The following is a 16,389-nucleotide window of genomic DNA, read 5'->3' on the forward strand; positions in this document are numbered from 1 at the left end:
CGCCGTTTCCTGCACCGGGACGACGGCCGGACAAAAAAAGGGGAGGCGCCCCGCGGCACCTCCCCCTCTCATCCATCGCTGTGGCCGCTTATGCCGCCAGGTTGCGCAGCACGTACTGGAGGATGCCGCCGTTGAGGAAATATTCCAGCTCGTTGACGGTATCGATCCGGCAGCGCGTCTCGAACGTCTCGCTCGATCCGTCGGCACGGGTCAGCTTGACCTCCACGGTCTGGCGCGGCCGCAGGTTGGCGACGCCGGTGATCGTGAACGTCTCGGTACCGTCCAGCTTCAGCGTCTGGCGCGTCACGCCGTCGGCGAACTGCAGCGGCAGCACGCCCATGCCGACCAGGTTCGAACGGTGGATACGCTCGAAGCTCTCGGTGATGACCGCCCGCACGCCGAGCAGGTTGGTGCCCTTCGCCGCCCAGTCCCGGCTGGAGCCCGTGCCATATTCCTTGCCCGCGACGATCACCAGCGGCGTGCCGTCGTCCTTGTGACGCATCGCCGCGTCGTAGATCGGCATCGTCTCGCCCTGATACTGGGTCATGCCGCCTTCAATGCCCGGCACCATCTCGTTGCGGATACGGATGTTGGCGAAGGTGCCGCGGACCATGACATGGTCGTTGCCGCGACGCGCGCCATAGCTGTTGAAGTCCTTGCGCGCGACCTGGCGCTCGGTCAGCCACTGGCCGGCCGGGCTGTCCGCCTTGATCGATCCGGCGGGCGAGATGTGATCGGTGGTGATCGAATCGCCCAGGATCGCGAGCGGCTTTGCCTCGATGATGTCGGTGACCGGCTTCGGGGTCATCTCCATGCCCTCGAAGTACGGCGGGTTGGCGACATAGGTCGACGCCGCCGGCCAGCTGTAAGTCGCCGAACCGGTCACGTCGATGCTGCGCCACTTCTCGTCGCCCGCATAGACGTTGCCGTAGCGGCTGCGGAACATCGCATCGTCGATGTTGGCCGCCATCACGTCGGCGACCTCCTGGTTGGTCGGCCACACGTCCTTCAGAAAGACGTCCTGCCCGTCCTTGCCCTGGCCGAGCGGCGTTTCGCTCATGTCCTGCGTCACCGTGCCCTTCAGCGCATAGGCGACGACCAGCGGCGGGCTGGCGAGGAAGTTGGCGCGCACGTCGGGCGACACGCGGCCTTCGAAGTTGCGGTTGCCCGACAGCACTGATGCGGCGACGAGGTCGTTCTCGTTGATCGCGGTTGAGATCGGGCCGGGCAGCGGGCCGGAATTGCCGATGCAGGTGGTGCAGCCATAGCCGACCAGGTTGAAGCCGATCGCGTCGAGGTCCTGGGTCAGCCCCGCCTTGTTGAGATAGTCGGTGACCACCTGGCTGCCCGGCGCCAGCGAGGTCTTGACCCAAGGCTTGGGCTTGAGGCCGAGCGCGTTCGCCTTGCGCGCGACCAGGCCGGCGGCGACCAGCACGCTCGGGTTGGAGGTGTTGGTGCAGCTGGTGATCGCCGCGATCACCACGTCGCCGTCGCCGATGTCATGGCCACGCTCTTCCACCGCGACGCGGCTCGGACGCTCCTTGTGGTAGATCTTGAACAGGTCGCCGTTGAACACCTCGTCCACCTTGCCCAGGCTGACGCGATCCTGCGGGCGCTTCGGCCCGGCGAGGCTGGCGGTGACCGTCCCCATGTCGAGTTCCAGCGTGTCGGTGAACACGGGATCGGCGGCATCGTCGTGGCGCCAGAAGCCGTTCGCCTTGGCATAGGCCTCGACCAGCGCGATATTCTCCTCGGACCGCGCGGTGAGGCGCATATAGTCCATCGTCTTGTCGTCAATTGGGAAGAAGCCGCAGGTCGCGCCATATTCCGGCGCCATGTTGGCGATGGTCGCACGATCGGCGAGCGTCATCGACGACAGGCCCGGGCCGTAGAACTCGACGAAGCGGCCGACGACGCCCTTGGCGCGCAGCATCTGCGTGACGGTCAGCACCAGGTCGGTAGCGGTGATGCCTTCCTTCAGCGCGCCGGTCAGCTTGAAGCCGACCACCTCGGGGATCAGCATGCTGACCGGCTGGCCGAGCATCGCCGCTTCCGCCTCGATGCCGCCGACGCCCCAGCCGAGCACGCCCAGGCCGTTGATCATCGTCGTATGGCTGTCGGTGCCGACCAACGTGTCGGGATAGGCGATCGCCGTGCCGTCGCCATGGTCGCCGGTGCTTTCCGAAGACCAGACCGCCTGGCCGATATACTCGAGGTTCACCTGATGGCAGATGCCCGTGCCCGGCGGCACCACCTTGAAATTGTCGAGTGCGGCCGAACCCCACTTGAGGAACTCGTAGCGCTCGCCGTTGCGCTGATATTCCAGGTCGACGTTGTCCTCGAACGCCTGGGGCGTGCCGAATTCGTCGACCATGACGCTATGGTCGATGACGAGGTGCACGGGCACCTGCGGATTGATCTTGGCGGCGTCGCCGCCCAGCTTGGTGATCGCATCGCGCATTGCGGCGAGATCGACGACGCAGGGCACGCCGGTGAAATCCTGCATCAGCACGCGCGCCGGGCGATACTGGATCTCGCGATCGGAGCGGCGCTCCTGCTGCCAGTCGACGATCGCCTTCACGTCCGCCTCGGTCACGGTCTTGCCGTCCTCGAAGCGCAGCATGTTCTCGAGCAGCACCTTCATCGAAAAGGGCAGGCGGCTGATGTCGCCGAACTTCTCGGCCGCCTTGGCGAGGCTGAAATAATCGTAGGTCTTGCCGCCGACGGTCAGCGTCGTGCGGGTGTTCAGGCTGTCCTGGCCGATGGCGGTCATCATGGTCCCTTCAATTTGGCTCGAGGGCGCTCGGGGGAGCGGCCGGGTACGGCCGATCGGGCGCGCGGGAGCGCTTCGCGAAAGCGTATGTTGCAGGGGGCCTTAGCAAGGGGTTTCCGACGGGGGAAGCGCCTATGCTGCGCATGCGTGATCGCGGGGTGCTGCATGCGCCGCTATCGCCTATGGGCTGTCTAATTCGCGGCAATGTTCTGTAATCCTCCGTCACCCCGGACTTGTCCGGGGCATGACGGAGGAGCGAAGAACACCGCCCGGGATCGGACGACCCATAGGCGATAGCCCTGCCTGTCTCGCGGAGAGGGGAAAACGACGTCCGAACGTCGATCCGCCGCCTATCGCTGCGCCAGCCTCAGCGCATCGACCTCTACGATCACCTGTTCCAGCCGGGCGAGTTCCGCGGTCGCGCCGATCACGTCGAGCGCCGCCCAGGCCTTGACCAGATGGTCGCTCGCCTGTTCCAGCCACTGCGGTGCGGCATCGGCGGCGACCGGATCGCTGCCCTTCTCGCGCAGGTCGCGGCGCAGTTCGAACGCGGCGACGGTACGGCGGGCGAGGTCCTCCAGCACCACGCGCTCTTCCTCTTCCAACCCCTCGCGCGGCTCGACGTCGACGACGCAGATCGTGCCGATCCGGGCGCCGTTGCGCATCTTGAGCGGCGCCCCGGCATAGAAGCGGATGCGGGTGCCGTCGGTGACGTTGGGATAGTCGCGGAACCGCTCGTCACGGCTGGCGTCGGGCACCACGAACACGCCGTCCTGCTCGATCGCCTTGGCGCAAAAGGATTCGGCGATCGGCCCCTCGGCGGTGTCGAGGCCGATCCGCGCCTTGAACCACTGGCGCCGCGCATCGATCAGCGAGATGGTGGCGATGGGGGCGTCGGTCTGTCGCGCCGCCTCTTCGACCAGTGCATCATATTGGCGCTCCGGATCGGTATCCAGCAGGCCGTAATCCGCCAACGTCGCCAGCCGCTCTTCCTCATCCGTCATGCCGCAGGCCCCACCCCTATATAGGCCCGAAAATGTATCAGTGTTCCTGACACTTGGCCAAGAGGTTTCTTCGCCGTTAACCAGACTTTGCGCTTGATCCGCGTCTATATGCCGGCAGTCGCCACCAGCGGTTCGCCCGTCGCCAGCGTCTTGCCACGGGTGATGATGACACGGTCGCCGACCTTTGCCTGCGCGAACAGCAGGCGGGCGAAGGCGGTCGGCACGCCGATGCAGCCGTGCGTCGCATAGCCCCAGGCGACCTCCGTCCCATGTACCGCGACGCCGTCGCGCGTCAGCCGCAGCGTGTAGGGCATGGGCGCATTGCCATAGGTGCGCGAGACGTGATGCGCATCCTTCATCAGGATCGGAAAGGTGCCGAGCGGCGTCGGCTTGTCGTCCGCGCCATAAAGGATGGCGGCGGCACCGATCTCATAGCCGTCGCGAAACACCGACAGCGTCTGCGCCGCCAGGTCCACGGTGATGATGAGGGGGCCGTCCGGCACGCCTTTGTCGTCCCAGGCGTAATCCCCGAACTTGATCGGCCCGATGTCGAGAACGCGCTTCACCTGCATCGAAGCGGGCGTGGCCGTGGGGGCTGGCGTCGGTGCGGGCGCGGGCGACGGCCTTGCGGGCGCGACGCTCGCCACCGCGGCGACAGGCTGCGTAGCCGCGGCGCGTGCCGTGGCGGGCCGTACGTTGGAACGGGCAGGGCGGTTTGAGGACACGGTCGCGGCGGCCGCGATGCCGAGCGCGGCGACGGCGAGGATCAGCTTGGCCGCTAGGGCCTGGCGACGTGCGGCCAAGGAACGCTCCGGATGATCGAGACGCTGGGCAGAATGCGCGCAAACCCGCCCGCTGGCCACCCGCCGGAATCGCGCGTGCCGCTGCGGGACACCGGCGGGATGCGTCAACCTTTGCCGCTGCCGCTCGTTAACGGCCCATGCGTACGGCATCCTCCCGCATCCGGGCCGCTCCATGGCGAAGCTGAAAGTCTTTCGCACGCCGATCGGCTTCCACGACGCCTATGTCGCCGCGCCCAGCCAGAAGGCGGCGCTGCAGGCTTGGGGCAGCGCCCGCGACCTGTTCGCGCGCGGCGTCGCGGAGGTGGTGACCGATCCCGCCCTCACCGCCGAGCCGCTCGCCAAACCGGGCACGGTCATCAAGCGGTCGCGCGGCAGCGCCGCCGAGCAGATCGCCGCACTGCCGCCCGATCGGGCACGGACGCGTCGCAAGCCGGCGGCCACGGACGATGCGGACGCGCCGCCTGCCGCCAAGCGGGCACGTCCTGCGCCGCCCCCGCCGGTGCCGAAACCGAGCCGCCGTCCGCTTGCCGAGGCGGAGGCGGCACTGTCGCAGGCGGAGGCGCGCCACCGCAGCGACGAGCGGGCGCTCCGTGCCGAAGAGGCGGCGCTCGCCAAGCGGCGGCGCACGCTGGAGCGCGACCAGCGCGAGGAGCACGACCGGCTGGAAGCCGATCGGCAGACGGCGGCCGACGCTTATGATGCCGCCATGCGCCGCTGGCAGGGTTGAGCCCCGGATTGCGCCCGTCCGGAACCCCGGTCCGGAACCCCGATCCGGAACATTGCCATGTGGTGTGCGGTTGGACGGCCGGAAAGGAACGCAATTATGTCGCATATCCCCAGCTCGGCCATGAAGCATGCCGGCCCCGTCCATCACGAGGAGGATGAGGCCGCCGCAACGCCACCGGCAGCGTCGCGCGCAGGGCAGGAGGATGGCGGCCTCGGCATCGGGGGATGGGTCGCGATCGGCGGCACCCTGCTGGCCGGCGCGGCGGCGGCGATCGCGGTGCCGTTGCTGCGCGCCCGGCGATCGGCACCCGTCGCGACACGTCGCGGCCGCAAGGCGACGGTACGCAAGGGCAAGTCGGGCAAGGCATCGCACGGCTGACCCGTCGCTGGGCGGCCCGGCGGTGCCGCCTGGTTGTCGTGCCCGAAATGGTGCTTTGCGTGGCTTAACCGCCGGATCGTGGTAAACATGCGCCTTCCGAACCGGGGGGCATGACGATCTTGAGCGGGTCTGGACAGCAGGCGATCGATCGTAGCGGCGGTGCCGGCGGGAACGCCGTGCGCCGCCTCTTGCGCGCGCGCGCCGCAGGCGTGACAGCGATATCGTGAACGATTCCAGCCGATTCGACCGACTGACCCGGCGCCACCGCGAATGTCTGCGGGGCGTGCGCGACCTCAAGGGATCCAAGGAGATCGCCGAGGATCTCGGCATCGAGAAATCCACCGTCGACAGCTATCTGACCGAGGCGGTGAAGCTGATCGGCGCGCGCAACCGCCGCGATGCGGCGCTGCAATGGGCTCGCCACGAGGCCGAAAACGCGCGGCTAAGTACTTCGCAAACAACGGTTATCCCAGTAGAGGCCGCCCCCGATAAAATCGGGGGGCATTCTGCACGGCTATCCGAACCCGCTGCCGTTTCGCCATTGCCGGTGTCGCCGGACGAGTTGATCGTCGGGGCACCGGGGGTCCCCGAGGAGCCGCCTTCGAGGCAGCGCTCTTCGGGGATACGGCTGCCCTTCCGGCGGAAAGGACAAAGGGACAACGACCTTTCGGTCGGCGACCGGTTGATCTGGATACAGGCCATAACGTTGGGCATCGCCATCGCATTCGGCATGCTCATGACCGGCCTCCAGGTCCTTACCGGCCTGATCGAAACCGTCGCCCAGCGCCTTTCCTGACCTCCAGCGCGAGCACCCGGAGCGGGTGGAAAGGTGGGCCTGATGTTCAACGCGAAATCCGATGCGAACACCGGATATGCGGATACCCGCGCGGCGGCCGAGGCGGTCGCGCAGCTGCTGTGGCGACTGGAAACGCAGCTCGACGAAGCGTTCGCGACCGGTGGCGAGCTGCTCGCCGCATTGCCGCGTGCCCGCAGCGCCGCGAACCTGCCGGCGATCGCCGGGCAGCAGGCCTTCGAAGTGCTCGGCCAGGCGATCATGGCGATTGGCACGGCGCGCGGCCATACCGTCGCCGGCCACCGCGTGATCGAAAAGCTGGGCAGGCAGATCGGGTATGAAACGAGTTTCGGCGACGAACTGCCGAAGCCCGAGTTCGCCCCGACGGGCGCCGACGTCAGTCATCTGCGCGTCGCCGCCTAGGTGTCATGGCTTGGCCGACAGACTGCTTCTTTGACCGGTCCGGTGTGCTCGGCCAGGCCATGACCCACGTGATCTTCTTCAACGCGCTGCTGCTCGCCTGTTGCGGCTATGCCGCCTGGGCGGGCGGCGCGCCGGAGCGCTGGACGGCGCTGGTGTTCGTGCTGGGGGCGCTCGCGACGTCGAACCTGCCGTTCGTCCAGTATCGCAGCTATCATTCGGTGTTCTGGCTGCTGCTCGCCGTCGATGGTGCGATGCTGATCGGGTTGTTCGGCATCGCGTTGCGCGCCAATCGCTACTGGCCGCTGTACGTCACGTCGTTGCACCTCATCACCATCGCGATCCATGGCGTGAAGGCGTTCCAGCCCAGCCTCGTGCCGTGGATGTACGCCGGCGCCAGCAGCAAGATCGCCTATCCCATGCTGATGATGCTGGCGGTGGGGGCGCTGCGCCATCGCCGCCGCCTCGCCAGCTTCGGCAGCGATCGTGACTGGTCGCCGCTGCGCCAACCGGAATTCGAACGATCATGAGCGCCGACATCCGCCTGCTCCGCTGGCACCACCGCGACCGGGAGGATTACGAACGGCTCGCCGCCGCGCTGGAACGCGTCCGCGCCGCCGCCGCGCGGGGGCGGGGCGAGATCGTCGCGCCGGTCCCGACCGGCCCCGAGGAGCCCGAGGACGTCGATCGTGCCCGCGTCCTACTGGCCCAGCGTCGCGCCCGCGATGCCGCCGCCGGACCGCTGGCGGAGATGTTCGGCGAACCCGGCTGGGATATCCTGCTCAACCTGTTCATCGCCTTCGAAGCGGGGGAGGCGATGCGGCCGCAGGTGGTGGCCGATGCGATCGGCCTGAGGCCGGCGGTGCTGGCACGCTGGATCGACGTGCTGACCGATCGCGGCCTCATCCGCGCGATCGCGGCCGACCCCGACGCGGCGTCCACCTTGTCCCTGACCGATAGCGGCACCGCGCTGGTGCTGCGCTGCCTGGGCAGCGTCTGACCGCGCAAAGAACCCGTTGGTCAGTCCTCCGGCCCGGTCAGCCGCTCGGCCTCCTCGCGCATCAATTCGATGCCCTGGCAGATATGCAGCCCCGCGATCGCCAGATCCAGGTCGTCGGCGAGCCGGATCAGCTCCTGGCCGAGCGCGACGGCACGGTGCAGCAGCTCGCCGCGAATCCTGCGATGGGTGGCGTCGTCCGGCGTCTCCATGCGGCGGTTGTACCGGGACGCAGGCCGGACGCAACGTCCTGCAACGGACCGAATGCCGCGATCGTACGTTGAGCCGCACAGCGGCCGTTGCGGAAACGTAACCGTCGCCCGAGACACAGCAGGAGAGCGACGATGGCGGATGGCACCGGCGATGACGGCAATGGCGCGGCGGCAGGCGATGCGATGCGCGACGCGGCGAACCGCGCCCGCGACAGCTTTTCGGAACATGTCCTCGATCCCGCCCGTCGCGCGGGCGAGGCGATGCGCGCCTCCGGCCAGAAGGTCGCGGACGGCAGCGCCACCATCGGACTGAAGATCATCGAACAGGCCGAGCAGAATTCGCACGAGGCATTCCAGGCGATGCGCGAGGCGGCGCAGGCCAAGGATCTATCGGACGTGATGCGCATCCAGGGCGAATATCTGCGCGAACAGGGCCAGCGCTCGCTCGCCCAGGCACGCGAGATCGGCGATCTGATCGCCCGCTTCGGCCGCGACGCGGTAGCACCGCTGCGTCCCGGCGGCACCGGCGTCAGCGACGGCTGAGCGTCATCCCCCAGGCATCGTCCGTGCCAGCACGATGTGGTCGTGCGCGTTCCCGTCGCTGGCCCGGACATGGCCGGCAAGGCACGCCTCGCGGGTGAAGCCCAGCCCCTCGAACAGCGCGATCGAACCAACCTGATCGGGCGTCATCGTCGCGGTCAGCTTGGCCAGCCCATGCGCGCCGGCGATGGCGAGCAGCGCCTCCAGCAGGTCCCGCCCCATTCCGGCCCCGCGGCGATCCTTCGCCACCAGCAGGCGCAGTTCGCCGACATGCCCGCTCCACCCCAGCGGGTCGCGCACCAGCGCGGCGGTGGCGACGATGCGGCCGTCATCTTCCGCGATCAGGCTGTCGATCCAGCCTTCGCCGATCGCCTGCTGCCATGCCTCGATCACCCGCGGATGGCGCAGGTCGCGGCCGAGGAACAGCAGGTCATGCTCGGGCAGACCGGCGGCAAAGGCCAGCATGCCGGCATCGTCGGCGGGGCGGAAGCGGCGGATCGTATGGCTCATCGGCGGCGGCTCCTGCGACGATCGAAGCCGACCGACAAGGCCGTCATCCTACACGCGCGATCGTGCGAGTCGAACCTTAACGGGTTATGATGCCAGGCTGATCCAAGCTCGCCGCTGACCCTCAATCGCTGCGCGGCGCGCCGCTCGGCGTCACCGGGCGCGGCCCGTCGGCCGTCGCCTCCAGCGACGAATCGCCTCCGAGCACCCGGTACAGGTTCACCCGGTTGGTCGCGCCGACCAGCGTCGTCGCGATCAGCGAACGCTGCGCCGTATACAGCGAGCGCTGCGCGTCGAGGCTGGAGAGGAAGGTATCGATTCCCCCCTGGTAGCGCGCGTTGACCAGCTGCAACGTGTCGGCCGCCGCCGCCTGGAAATTCGTCTGCGCGCGCAGCTGTGCGGCGAGCGTGCCCTGACGCGCCAGCGCGTCGGCAGTTTCCTGGAACGCGGTCTGGATCGCCTTTTCGTAGGTGGCGAGCGCCGCATCGCGCTGCGCCTCGGTGTAGCGCACGTTGTTGCGCGCGGCACCGGCCTGGAAGATCGGATAGCTGACCGACGGCGCCACCGAATAGGTGAAGGCACCGCCCGAGAACAGCGACGACAGCGCCGTGCTCGCAAAGCCGACCAGCCCGGTCAGCGAGATGCGCGGGAACAGCGCGGCACGCGCGGCGCCGATCTCGGCGTTATAGGCGCGCAGCTCATATTCGGCCTGCACCACGTCCGGGCGGCGCAGCAGCACCCCGCTGTCGAGGCCGGCGGGCAGGCTGGCGATCGTCGCCTGCGCCTCGTCGATCGAGGCGGGCAGCAACGTCGCGTCGATCGGCGCGCCGACCAGCAATTGCAGCGCGTTGACGTCCTGCGCCACCAAGGTCGTCTGTTCGGCGAGATCGGCGTTGGCCGTTTCCAGGATCTGTTCGGCCTGGCGCACGTCGGTGCGTGCAGCGATCCCGCCCTGCAGCCGGGCACGGGTCAGGCGGACGCTCTGCTGCGCGCTGGTCGCGGTATCCTGTGCGACCTTCAGCAGGCTGCGGTCGGCGGCATAGGTCAGCCAGGCGGTGGCGACATCGCCGACCAGCGTCAGCCGGGTCGCCCGCGCCCCCGCCTCGGTGGCGAAATAGCGGTCGAGCGCCGCACGCGACAGCGAGCGGATGCGTCCGAACAGGTCGAGTTCGAAGGCGGTGACGCCGACCTGCGCGGAAAAGGCGCTGTTGCCGTTGCTGGTGGTGGTGATCGTACCGGTCGATCCCGTTCCCGTGCCGACACCGGTTCCCGTGTCCGTCCCGGTTCCAGTCCCCGTGCCGGTTCCCGTCCCCGTACCCGTATTGCCGGTGCCGCCGCTGCCAGCGGTGCTGCGCGCGCCGTTGCCGCCGCCCGACCGCGTGTAGCGGCCCGACGCGTCGACGGCGGGGAACAGGTCGGCCCGCTGGATGCGGTATTGCGCCCGCGCGGCGGCGATGTTGGCGGCGGCGACGCGCAGGTCGCGGTTGTTCGCCAGCGCCTGGTCGATCAGCGCCTGGAGCCGCCGATCCTTGAACACGTCGCGATAGGTGATCGCCGGCAGCGCCGCCTCGCTCTGGCGCAGATAGGCATCGCCCACCGGCCAGGATGCCGGCACCGGCGCCGCCGGCCGCACGTATTTGGGCTCCATCGAACAGCCGCCGAGCGCGGTCGCGGCCATCGAAAGGGCGAGGATCAGGCGGCGCATCATGCAGGCTCCGGCGCGGCTGGCGGCATGGGGGGAGCGGGGGGATCCTTGTCATGCCCGCCCTGATGGCCGGTCGGCCGGCCGCGCAGCTTGGCAAGGCCGTCGCGCACGCCGCGGCGTACCAGCACGAAGAACAGCGGGATGTAGAAGATCGCGAGGAACGTCGCCGACAGCATGCCGCCGATCACCGCCGTGCCGATCGCGATGCGGCTGTTCGCGCCCGCACCGGTCGAGATGGCGAGCGGCAGCACGCCGAAGATGAAGGCGAAGCTGGTCATCAGGATCGGGCGCAGACGGATCTTGGCCGCCTCCAGCGCCGCGTCGATGACGCGCGCGCCCTTGCGCTCGGCCTGTTCGGCGAATTCGATCATCAGGATCGCATTCTTGGCGGCGAGCCCCATCGTCGTCAGCAGTCCGATCTGCAGATAGACGTCGTTGGTGAGCCCGCGCAGCGTCACGAAGGCGATGGCGCCGATCAGCCCCAGCGGGATGATGAGCAGCACCGCGAACGGGATCGACCAGCTTTCGTACAGCGCGGCAAGGCACAGGAAGACGACCAGGATCGACAGGCCGTAGAGCAGCGGCGCCTGCCCCGACGACAAGCGCTCCTGATAGGACAGGCCTGCCCAGGCGACCGAGGTGCCGGGAATCTGCGCCGCCAGTTCCGCCATCCGCGTCATCGCATCGCCCGAGCTCTTGCCCGACGCGGCGGACCCCTGGAATTCAAACGAGGAGATGCCGTTGAAGCGCGACAGCGTCGTCGGCGCGGTCGCCCAACCGGTCGACGAGAAGGAGGAGAAGGGCACCATCTGCCCGCTCGACCCGCGCACGAACCATTGCTTCAGGTCGTCGGGCGCAGAGCGGAATTGTGCATCGCCCTGCACGTAGACGCGCTTGACGCGGCCGCGATCGATGAAGTCGTTGACGTACTGGCCGCCCCAGGCGGTGGTCAGCGTCGCATTGACGTTGTTCTGCGAAAGGCCGAGCGCCGCGAGCTTCTGCGCATCGGTATCGACGCGCAGCGTCGCGATGTCGGGCAATTCGGTAAGGCGCACCGATGCCAGCATCGGATCGGCATTGGCGAGGCCGAGCAGCTTGTCGCGCGCCGCATTGAACTGGTCCTGCGTCAGGCCGCCGGTGTTCTGCAACTCCATGGTGAAGCCGTCCGACGAACCGAGGCCGCGCACCGCCGGCGGTACGAGGGCGAACACCTGCGCATCGCGCAAGCCCCGGAACGCGGCGGAGGCACGTGCGGTGATCGCGTCGGCGGTATTCTCCTTGCCCTTGCGATCCTTCCAGTCGACGAAGTTGAGGAAGCCCTGTCCGGTGTTCTGGCCGCTGACGCCGCCGCCACCGCCGCCGGCGACGGTGAACAGGACCGAGCTGTTCTTGGGCTCATATTGCGCGAAGTAATTCTCGACCTGCCGCTGCACCTGGAGCGTGCGCGCCTGGGTGGCGCCGGCGGGCAGGCGGAACTGCACGATCGCCGCGCCCTGATCCTCGGTCGGCAGGAAGCCCGTGGGGAGGCGCAGGAACAGGATGGCGAGCAAGGCGACGAGGCCGACGTAGATCAGCAGGAACAGCCATTTGCGGGCGATCAGCGCCTGCACTGCACCGGTGTATTTCTGCACGCCGCGGTCGAAATTGCGGTTGAACCAGCCCGACGCCTTGGTGCCCCAGCCGGCGACGCGCGGGAAGCGGCGCTTGAACCCCTGGCTCTCCTCGGCCTCCTTCGATTTCTGCTTGAGCAGCGAGGCGGTGAGCGCCGGGCTGAGGATCAGCGCGACCAGCACCGACAGCACCATCGCCGAGACGATGGTCAGCGAGAACTGGCGATAGATGACGCCCGTCGACCCGCCGAAGAAGGCCATCGGCAGGAACACCGCCGACAGCACCAGCGCGATCGCGATCAGCGCGACGCTGATCTCGTTCATCGATTCGATCGTCGCCTCGCGCGGCCCCATGTCGGGGTTTTCCTCCATCAGCCGCTCGACGTTCTCGACGACGACGATCGCGTCGTCGACGAGCAGGCCGATGGCGAGGACGAGGCCGAACAACGTCAGCGTGTTGATCGAGAACCCGGCAAGGTAGAAGACCGCAAAGGTGCCGAGCAGCACCACGGGCACGGCGATCGTCGGCACCAGCGTCGCGCGCCAGCTTTGCAGGAACACGAACATGACGATGACGACGAGGATCACCGCCTCGATCAGCGTCTTGACGACCTCATCGATCGACAGCTTGATGAAGGCGGTGGTGTCGTTGGCGTAGGCGACCTTGAGGCCCGGCGGGAAGCCCTTGGCGACGCGTGCGACCTCCGCCTTCACCAGCTCGGCCGTCTTCAGCGCGTCGGCGCCGGGGGCGAGCAGCACGGCGATGCCGGCGCCCGGATGGCGGTTGATGCGGCTGACCGCGGCATAGCTTTCCGCGCCCAGCTCGATCCGCGCGACGTCGGACAGGCGCACGGTGGCGCCGGTCGGCAGCGTCTTGACGATGATCTGCCGGAATTGCTCGGGCGTCTGCAATCGCGACTGTGCGGTCACCGTCGCGTTGAGCATCTGTTCGGGACCCGAGGGCAGGCCGCCCACTTCGCCCGCCGCGACCTCGGTATTCTGGTTCTGGATCGCCGTGGTGATATCCGACGGGATCAGCTGATAGCTCGCGAGGCGCGCCGGGTTGAGCCAGATGCGCATCGCATATTGCGATCCGAAGACGTTGACGTCGCCGACGCCCTGCACGCGCCCTAACGGGTCCTGCAAATTGGAAACGAGATAGTCGCTGACGTCCTGGTTGGTCTTGGCGTTCGTCTCGTCATAGACGCCGACGATCAGCAGGTTGTCCGGGTTGGACTTGCGGACGACGAGGCCCTGCTGCTGCACCTGCTGCGGCAGGCGCGCGACGCCCTGCTGCACCTGGTTCTGCACCTGCACCTGCGCGATGTCGGGGTCGGTGCCCTTCTCGAACGTCGCGGTGATCGTCACCGCACCGCGGCTGGACGAGGACGAGCTGAAATAGAGCAGCCCGTCGATGCCGGTCAGCTGCTGTTCGATGACCTGCGTCACCGAATTCTGCAACGTCTGCGCGTTCGCACCCGGGAAGGTCGCGCGGATCGACACCTGCGGCGGCGCCACGTCGGGATATTGCGCGATCGGCAGGCTCAGGATCGCGCCGACGCCCGCCAGCATCACGATGATCGCGAGCACCCAGGCGAAGATCGGGCGGTCGATGAAGATCCGGGAGATCATCTGATATTTTGTCCCGCCGAGGCGACAATCGTTAGCCTGTCTGCTGCCGACAAACACGCCGCTTGTGCTGAGCTTCTCGAATCACGGTGAGTCCCAAGCCCTTCGACAGGCTCAGGGCAAACGGAGGCTGTTCTGCTGTCCTGCACGATCAGCCCGCCTTGCTTTGGGCGGCACCCTGTTGCTTGTCCTCACCCTGCTTGGGCGGCGCGACATTCTGTGCGCTGTTCGCCGGCACCGCCTTCACCTGCGCGCCGGGGCGCAGGTTGTTGAGGCCCTGCGTGATGATCTTGTCGCCCGCCTTCAGGCCGGCGGTGACCACCCAGTTCTCGCCCTGCGTGCGCGAGGCGGTGACCTGCCGCTGCACCGTCTTGTTGTTGGGGCCGACCAGCATCACCGTCGCATTGCCCTTGGCATCGCGGCTCAGCGCCTGCTGCGGCACCAGGAAGGCATTCTGGTTGATCGCCTGCGCGAAGCGCGCGCGCACGAACATGCCCGGCAGCAGCAGCCCCTTGGGATTGGGGAAGCGCGCGCGCATCGTCACCGTGCCGGTTTCGGTATTCACCAGCGCCTCGGCGAATTCGACGGTGCCGGTCAGGCCATAGTCGCTGCCATCCTCCAGCAGCAGGTGCACCACCGCGCGCGTCGGCACCACGCCGTTCTGGCTGAGGCTGCGGCGCAGCGCGAGCAGGTCGGCGGCCGATTGCTGGATATCGACGAACATCGGGTCCAGCCGCTGGATCTGCGCCAGCGGATCGGTCTGGCTCGCCGACACGAGCGCGCCGACGGTGAACAGCGATCGCCCGATCCGGCCGGAGATCGGCGCGGGCACGGTGGTGAATTGCAGATTGACCCGCGCCGTCTCCAGCGCCGCCTGCGTCTGCGCGACGGAGGCGGTCGCCTGGCGCGCGGTGGCGATGGCGTTGGTATATTCCTGCTTGGACACCGCCTCGATCGCGGCGAGCGGCTTGTAGCGCTCCGCCTGGATCCGCTGCGCCTCTTCGTTGGCGCGTGCGCTCGCCAGATTGGCCTGCGCCTGGTTGACCGCGGCGCGATACAGGCGCGGGTCGATCTCGTAGAGCGGCTGCCCGCGCTGCACCAGCGATCCTTCGGTGAAGAAGCGCCGGCGGATCACGCCGTTCACCTGCGGCCGCACGTCCGAGCTTTCGTAAGCATTGGTGCGCGCGGCGAGTTCGGTGACCATCGCGGCGCTGGTCGGCTGGACGACGACATAGCCGACCGTCGTCGGTCCCCGGTTGGCACCGCCGGCACCGCCCTTGCCCGCGCCCTTTTCCTGCGATCCGCCGCCGCTGCACGCGGCAAGCGTCAGGGCGAGCGCGCCGATCACGGCGGGGGTGGCCGCGGCGAGGCGCCCGCGGGTGCGAATCGATGCTGTGGTCAAATGGGTCACCCGGGGTCGTGTCTCGGCTCGCGCAGCCGCGACCCGCGCGATAATGCGCAAGGGCGGCGAAAGGTTGCTCGTGCTGGCCCAATGGCGACGAACGGCGCGGAAATGCAACCCGAGCCCCGCGTTATTAATGTCGCAAATTGTCGCAGTGCGGAAAGGAAGCGGCCATGACGATCGAGGCGGAAAAGGCGGCTGCGGCCCTCGCGGCAGTGGCCGAGGTGCAGGCCGGCATGCTCGTCGGGCTGGGTACGGGGTCCACCGCGACGCATGCGATCCGGGCGCTTGCCGCGCGCGTCGGCGAAGGGCTGGCGGTCCGTGCCGTCGCCACCTCGCAGGCCAGCGCGACGCTGGCGCGCGACCTCGGTATCCCGATGCTCGACTTCGCCGACGTGCCGCGGGTCGACCTCACCATCGACGGCGCCGACGAGATCGATGCGCGGCTGTATGCGGTGAAGGGGGCGGGCGGCGCGATGCTGCGCGAGAAGGTCGTCGCCGCCGCTTCGGACCGGATGGTGGTGATCGCCGATGCGTCCAAGCGGGTGGCGGCGATCGGCGCCGCGGCGGTACCGGTGGAGATCCTGCCCTTCGCCCGCGCCTCGCTGCTGGCGGTGTTGGGGGAGGGGGCGGCGCTGCGGATGCGCGGCGATACGCCCTATGCCACCGACAATGGCAATTGGATCGCCGATTGCCGCCTCGACCTGGATAATCCTGCAAAGACAGCGGCTTGGCTGGATGCGATCCCCGGCGTGCTCGGCCACGGCCTGTTCCTTGCCGAGGTCGACGCCGCCTATATCGCAACGGGCGAGGTCGTTTCGCGGCTGGAACGGGGCGATCCGCCTCGCTAAAGGCGGCGGCATCCGCAACGGATCGGGCGTGCAGGCGT

The 16,389-nt window shown here is 68.3% G+C and carries 16 protein-coding genes; 8 read left to right on the top strand and 8 right to left on the bottom strand.

Going from position 1 to position 16,389, the window contains the following annotated elements; all coding sequences use genetic code 11:
* Nucleotides 1-88: 88 nt before the first annotated feature.
* The 3 genes from acnA to AC4GY7_RS04600 form a co-directional block, all read right to left on the bottom strand.
* Nucleotides 89-2,773 (bottom strand): aconitate hydratase AcnA, encoded by a 2,685-nt coding sequence (acnA, locus tag AC4GY7_RS04590; RefSeq protein ID WP_491112215.1) that lies wholly within the window; start codon nucleotides 2,771-2,773, stop codon nucleotides 89-91.
* Nucleotides 2,774-3,123: 350 nt separating this feature from the next.
* Nucleotides 3,124-3,777 carry a GAF domain-containing protein gene (locus AC4GY7_RS04595; protein ID WP_491112216.1) on the bottom strand — a complete coding sequence of 218 codons (654 nt, stop codon included), beginning with the start codon at nucleotides 3,775-3,777 and terminating at the stop codon, nucleotides 3,124-3,126.
* Between the two features lie 104 nt (nucleotides 3,778-3,881).
* The gene (locus AC4GY7_RS04600; RefSeq protein WP_491112217.1) at nucleotides 3,882-4,580 is read right to left on the bottom strand and encodes a L,D-transpeptidase family protein; all 699 of its coding nucleotides are present in this window, start codon (nucleotides 4,578-4,580) and stop codon (nucleotides 3,882-3,884) included.
* Nucleotides 4,581-4,752: 172 nt separating this feature from the next.
* On the opposite strand from AC4GY7_RS04600, the gene AC4GY7_RS04605 reads away from it, so the two are divergent.
* From AC4GY7_RS04605 to AC4GY7_RS04630, 6 genes are all read left to right on the top strand, one after another.
* Nucleotides 4,753-5,307 (top strand): hypothetical protein, encoded by a 555-nt coding sequence (locus AC4GY7_RS04605; protein WP_491112218.1) that lies wholly within the window; start codon nucleotides 4,753-4,755, stop codon nucleotides 5,305-5,307.
* 96 nt (nucleotides 5,308-5,403) lie between these two features.
* Complete coding sequence (locus AC4GY7_RS04610) at nucleotides 5,404-5,685, top strand: hypothetical protein (protein WP_491112219.1); 282 nt, start codon at nucleotides 5,404-5,406, stop codon at nucleotides 5,683-5,685.
* 223 nt (nucleotides 5,686-5,908) lie between these two features.
* On the top strand, nucleotides 5,909-6,481 hold the full coding sequence (locus AC4GY7_RS04615) for a helix-turn-helix domain-containing protein (protein ID WP_491112220.1): 573 nt from the start codon (nucleotides 5,909-5,911) through the stop codon (nucleotides 6,479-6,481).
* Between the two features lie 42 nt (nucleotides 6,482-6,523).
* Nucleotides 6,524-6,901 carry a hypothetical protein gene (locus AC4GY7_RS04620; RefSeq protein ID WP_491112221.1) on the top strand — a complete coding sequence of 126 codons (378 nt, stop codon included), beginning with the start codon at nucleotides 6,524-6,526 and terminating at the stop codon, nucleotides 6,899-6,901.
* A 59-nt stretch (nucleotides 6,902-6,960) separates the two neighbouring features.
* Nucleotides 6,961-7,428, top strand: coding sequence for a hypothetical protein (locus AC4GY7_RS04625; protein WP_491112222.1), 468 nt, complete (start codon nucleotides 6,961-6,963; stop codon nucleotides 7,426-7,428).
* Nucleotides 7,425-7,898 (top strand): hypothetical protein, encoded by a 474-nt coding sequence (locus AC4GY7_RS04630; RefSeq protein WP_491112223.1) that lies wholly within the window; start codon nucleotides 7,425-7,427, stop codon nucleotides 7,896-7,898. Before AC4GY7_RS04625 ends, AC4GY7_RS04630 begins: the two co-directional genes overlap by 4 nt.
* Before the next feature lie 20 nt (nucleotides 7,899-7,918).
* On the opposite strand, the gene AC4GY7_RS04635 is transcribed toward AC4GY7_RS04630, so the two are convergent.
* On the bottom strand, nucleotides 7,919-8,107 hold the full coding sequence (locus AC4GY7_RS04635) for a hypothetical protein (protein WP_443585028.1): 189 nt from the start codon (nucleotides 8,105-8,107) through the stop codon (nucleotides 7,919-7,921).
* 132 nt (nucleotides 8,108-8,239) lie between these two features.
* Between AC4GY7_RS04635 and AC4GY7_RS04640 the strand changes: the two genes are divergently transcribed.
* Nucleotides 8,240-8,650 (top strand): phasin family protein, encoded by a 411-nt coding sequence (locus tag AC4GY7_RS04640; protein ID WP_491112224.1) that lies wholly within the window; start codon nucleotides 8,240-8,242, stop codon nucleotides 8,648-8,650.
* 3 nt (nucleotides 8,651-8,653) lie between these two features.
* Here AC4GY7_RS04640 and AC4GY7_RS04645 read toward each other — a convergent pair whose 3' ends face one another.
* The 4 genes from AC4GY7_RS04645 to AC4GY7_RS04660 all read right to left on the bottom strand — a co-directional run bounded on the left by AC4GY7_RS04645 (nucleotide 8,654) and on the right by AC4GY7_RS04660 (nucleotide 15,500).
* Nucleotides 8,654-9,157 (bottom strand): GNAT family N-acetyltransferase, encoded by a 504-nt coding sequence (locus AC4GY7_RS04645; RefSeq protein WP_491112225.1) that lies wholly within the window; start codon nucleotides 9,155-9,157, stop codon nucleotides 8,654-8,656.
* Between the two features lie 121 nt (nucleotides 9,158-9,278).
* On the bottom strand, nucleotides 9,279-10,862 hold the full coding sequence (locus AC4GY7_RS04650) for an efflux transporter outer membrane subunit (RefSeq protein WP_491112226.1): 1,584 nt from the start codon (nucleotides 10,860-10,862) through the stop codon (nucleotides 9,279-9,281).
* A complete protein-coding gene (locus tag AC4GY7_RS04655) occupies nucleotides 10,859-14,101 on the bottom strand; it encodes an efflux RND transporter permease subunit (RefSeq protein WP_491112227.1) in 3,243 nt (1,080 codons plus the stop codon). Before AC4GY7_RS04655 ends, AC4GY7_RS04650 begins: the two co-directional genes overlap by 4 nt.
* 148 nt (nucleotides 14,102-14,249) lie before the next feature.
* The gene (locus tag AC4GY7_RS04660; RefSeq protein WP_491112228.1) at nucleotides 14,250-15,500 is read right to left on the bottom strand and encodes an efflux RND transporter periplasmic adaptor subunit; all 1,251 of its coding nucleotides are present in this window, start codon (nucleotides 15,498-15,500) and stop codon (nucleotides 14,250-14,252) included.
* Nucleotides 15,501-15,673: 173 nt separating this feature from the next.
* On the opposite strand from AC4GY7_RS04660, the gene rpiA reads away from it, so the two are divergent.
* On the top strand, nucleotides 15,674-16,351 hold the full coding sequence (gene rpiA / locus AC4GY7_RS04665) for a ribose-5-phosphate isomerase RpiA (RefSeq protein WP_491112229.1): 678 nt from the start codon (nucleotides 15,674-15,676) through the stop codon (nucleotides 16,349-16,351).
* The last annotated feature ends 38 nt before the right edge of the window (nucleotides 16,352-16,389 follow it).

This window comes from Sphingomonas sp. SP5 (genome assembly GCF_058313455.1).

What these genes read in the sequence shown, in the direction of transcription:
- AC4GY7_RS04620 (WP_491112221.1), top strand. Translation starts at nt 6,524, where the DNA reads ATGTTCAACGCGAAATCCGATGCGAACACCGGATATGCGGATACCCGC.
- AC4GY7_RS04645 (WP_491112225.1), bottom strand. Translation starts at nt 9,157, where the DNA reads ATGAGCCATACGATCCGCCGCTTCCGCCCCGCCGACGATGCCGGCATG.
- AC4GY7_RS04655 (WP_491112227.1), bottom strand. Translation starts at nt 14,101, where the DNA reads ATGATCTCCCGGATCTTCATCGACCGCCCGATCTTCGCCTGGGTGCTC.
- AC4GY7_RS04635 (WP_443585028.1), bottom strand. Translation starts at nt 8,107, where the DNA reads ATGGAGACGCCGGACGACGCCACCCATCGCAGGATTCGCGGCGAGCTG.
- acnA (WP_491112215.1), bottom strand. Translation starts at nt 2,773, where the DNA reads ATGACCGCCATCGGCCAGGACAGCCTGAACACCCGCACGACGCTGACC.
- AC4GY7_RS04610 (WP_491112219.1), top strand. Translation starts at nt 5,404, where the DNA reads ATGTCGCATATCCCCAGCTCGGCCATGAAGCATGCCGGCCCCGTCCAT.
- AC4GY7_RS04605 (WP_491112218.1), top strand. Translation starts at nt 4,753, where the DNA reads ATGGCGAAGCTGAAAGTCTTTCGCACGCCGATCGGCTTCCACGACGCC.
- AC4GY7_RS04630 (WP_491112223.1), top strand. Translation starts at nt 7,425, where the DNA reads ATGAGCGCCGACATCCGCCTGCTCCGCTGGCACCACCGCGACCGGGAG.
- rpiA (WP_491112229.1), top strand. Translation starts at nt 15,674, where the DNA reads ATGACGATCGAGGCGGAAAAGGCGGCTGCGGCCCTCGCGGCAGTGGCC.
- AC4GY7_RS04595 (WP_491112216.1), bottom strand. Translation starts at nt 3,777, where the DNA reads ATGACGGATGAGGAAGAGCGGCTGGCGACGTTGGCGGATTACGGCCTG.
- AC4GY7_RS04625 (WP_491112222.1), top strand. Translation starts at nt 6,961, where the DNA reads ATGACCCACGTGATCTTCTTCAACGCGCTGCTGCTCGCCTGTTGCGGC.
- AC4GY7_RS04650 (WP_491112226.1), bottom strand. Translation starts at nt 10,862, where the DNA reads ATGATGCGCCGCCTGATCCTCGCCCTTTCGATGGCCGCGACCGCGCTC.
- AC4GY7_RS04640 (WP_491112224.1), top strand. Translation starts at nt 8,240, where the DNA reads ATGGCGGATGGCACCGGCGATGACGGCAATGGCGCGGCGGCAGGCGAT.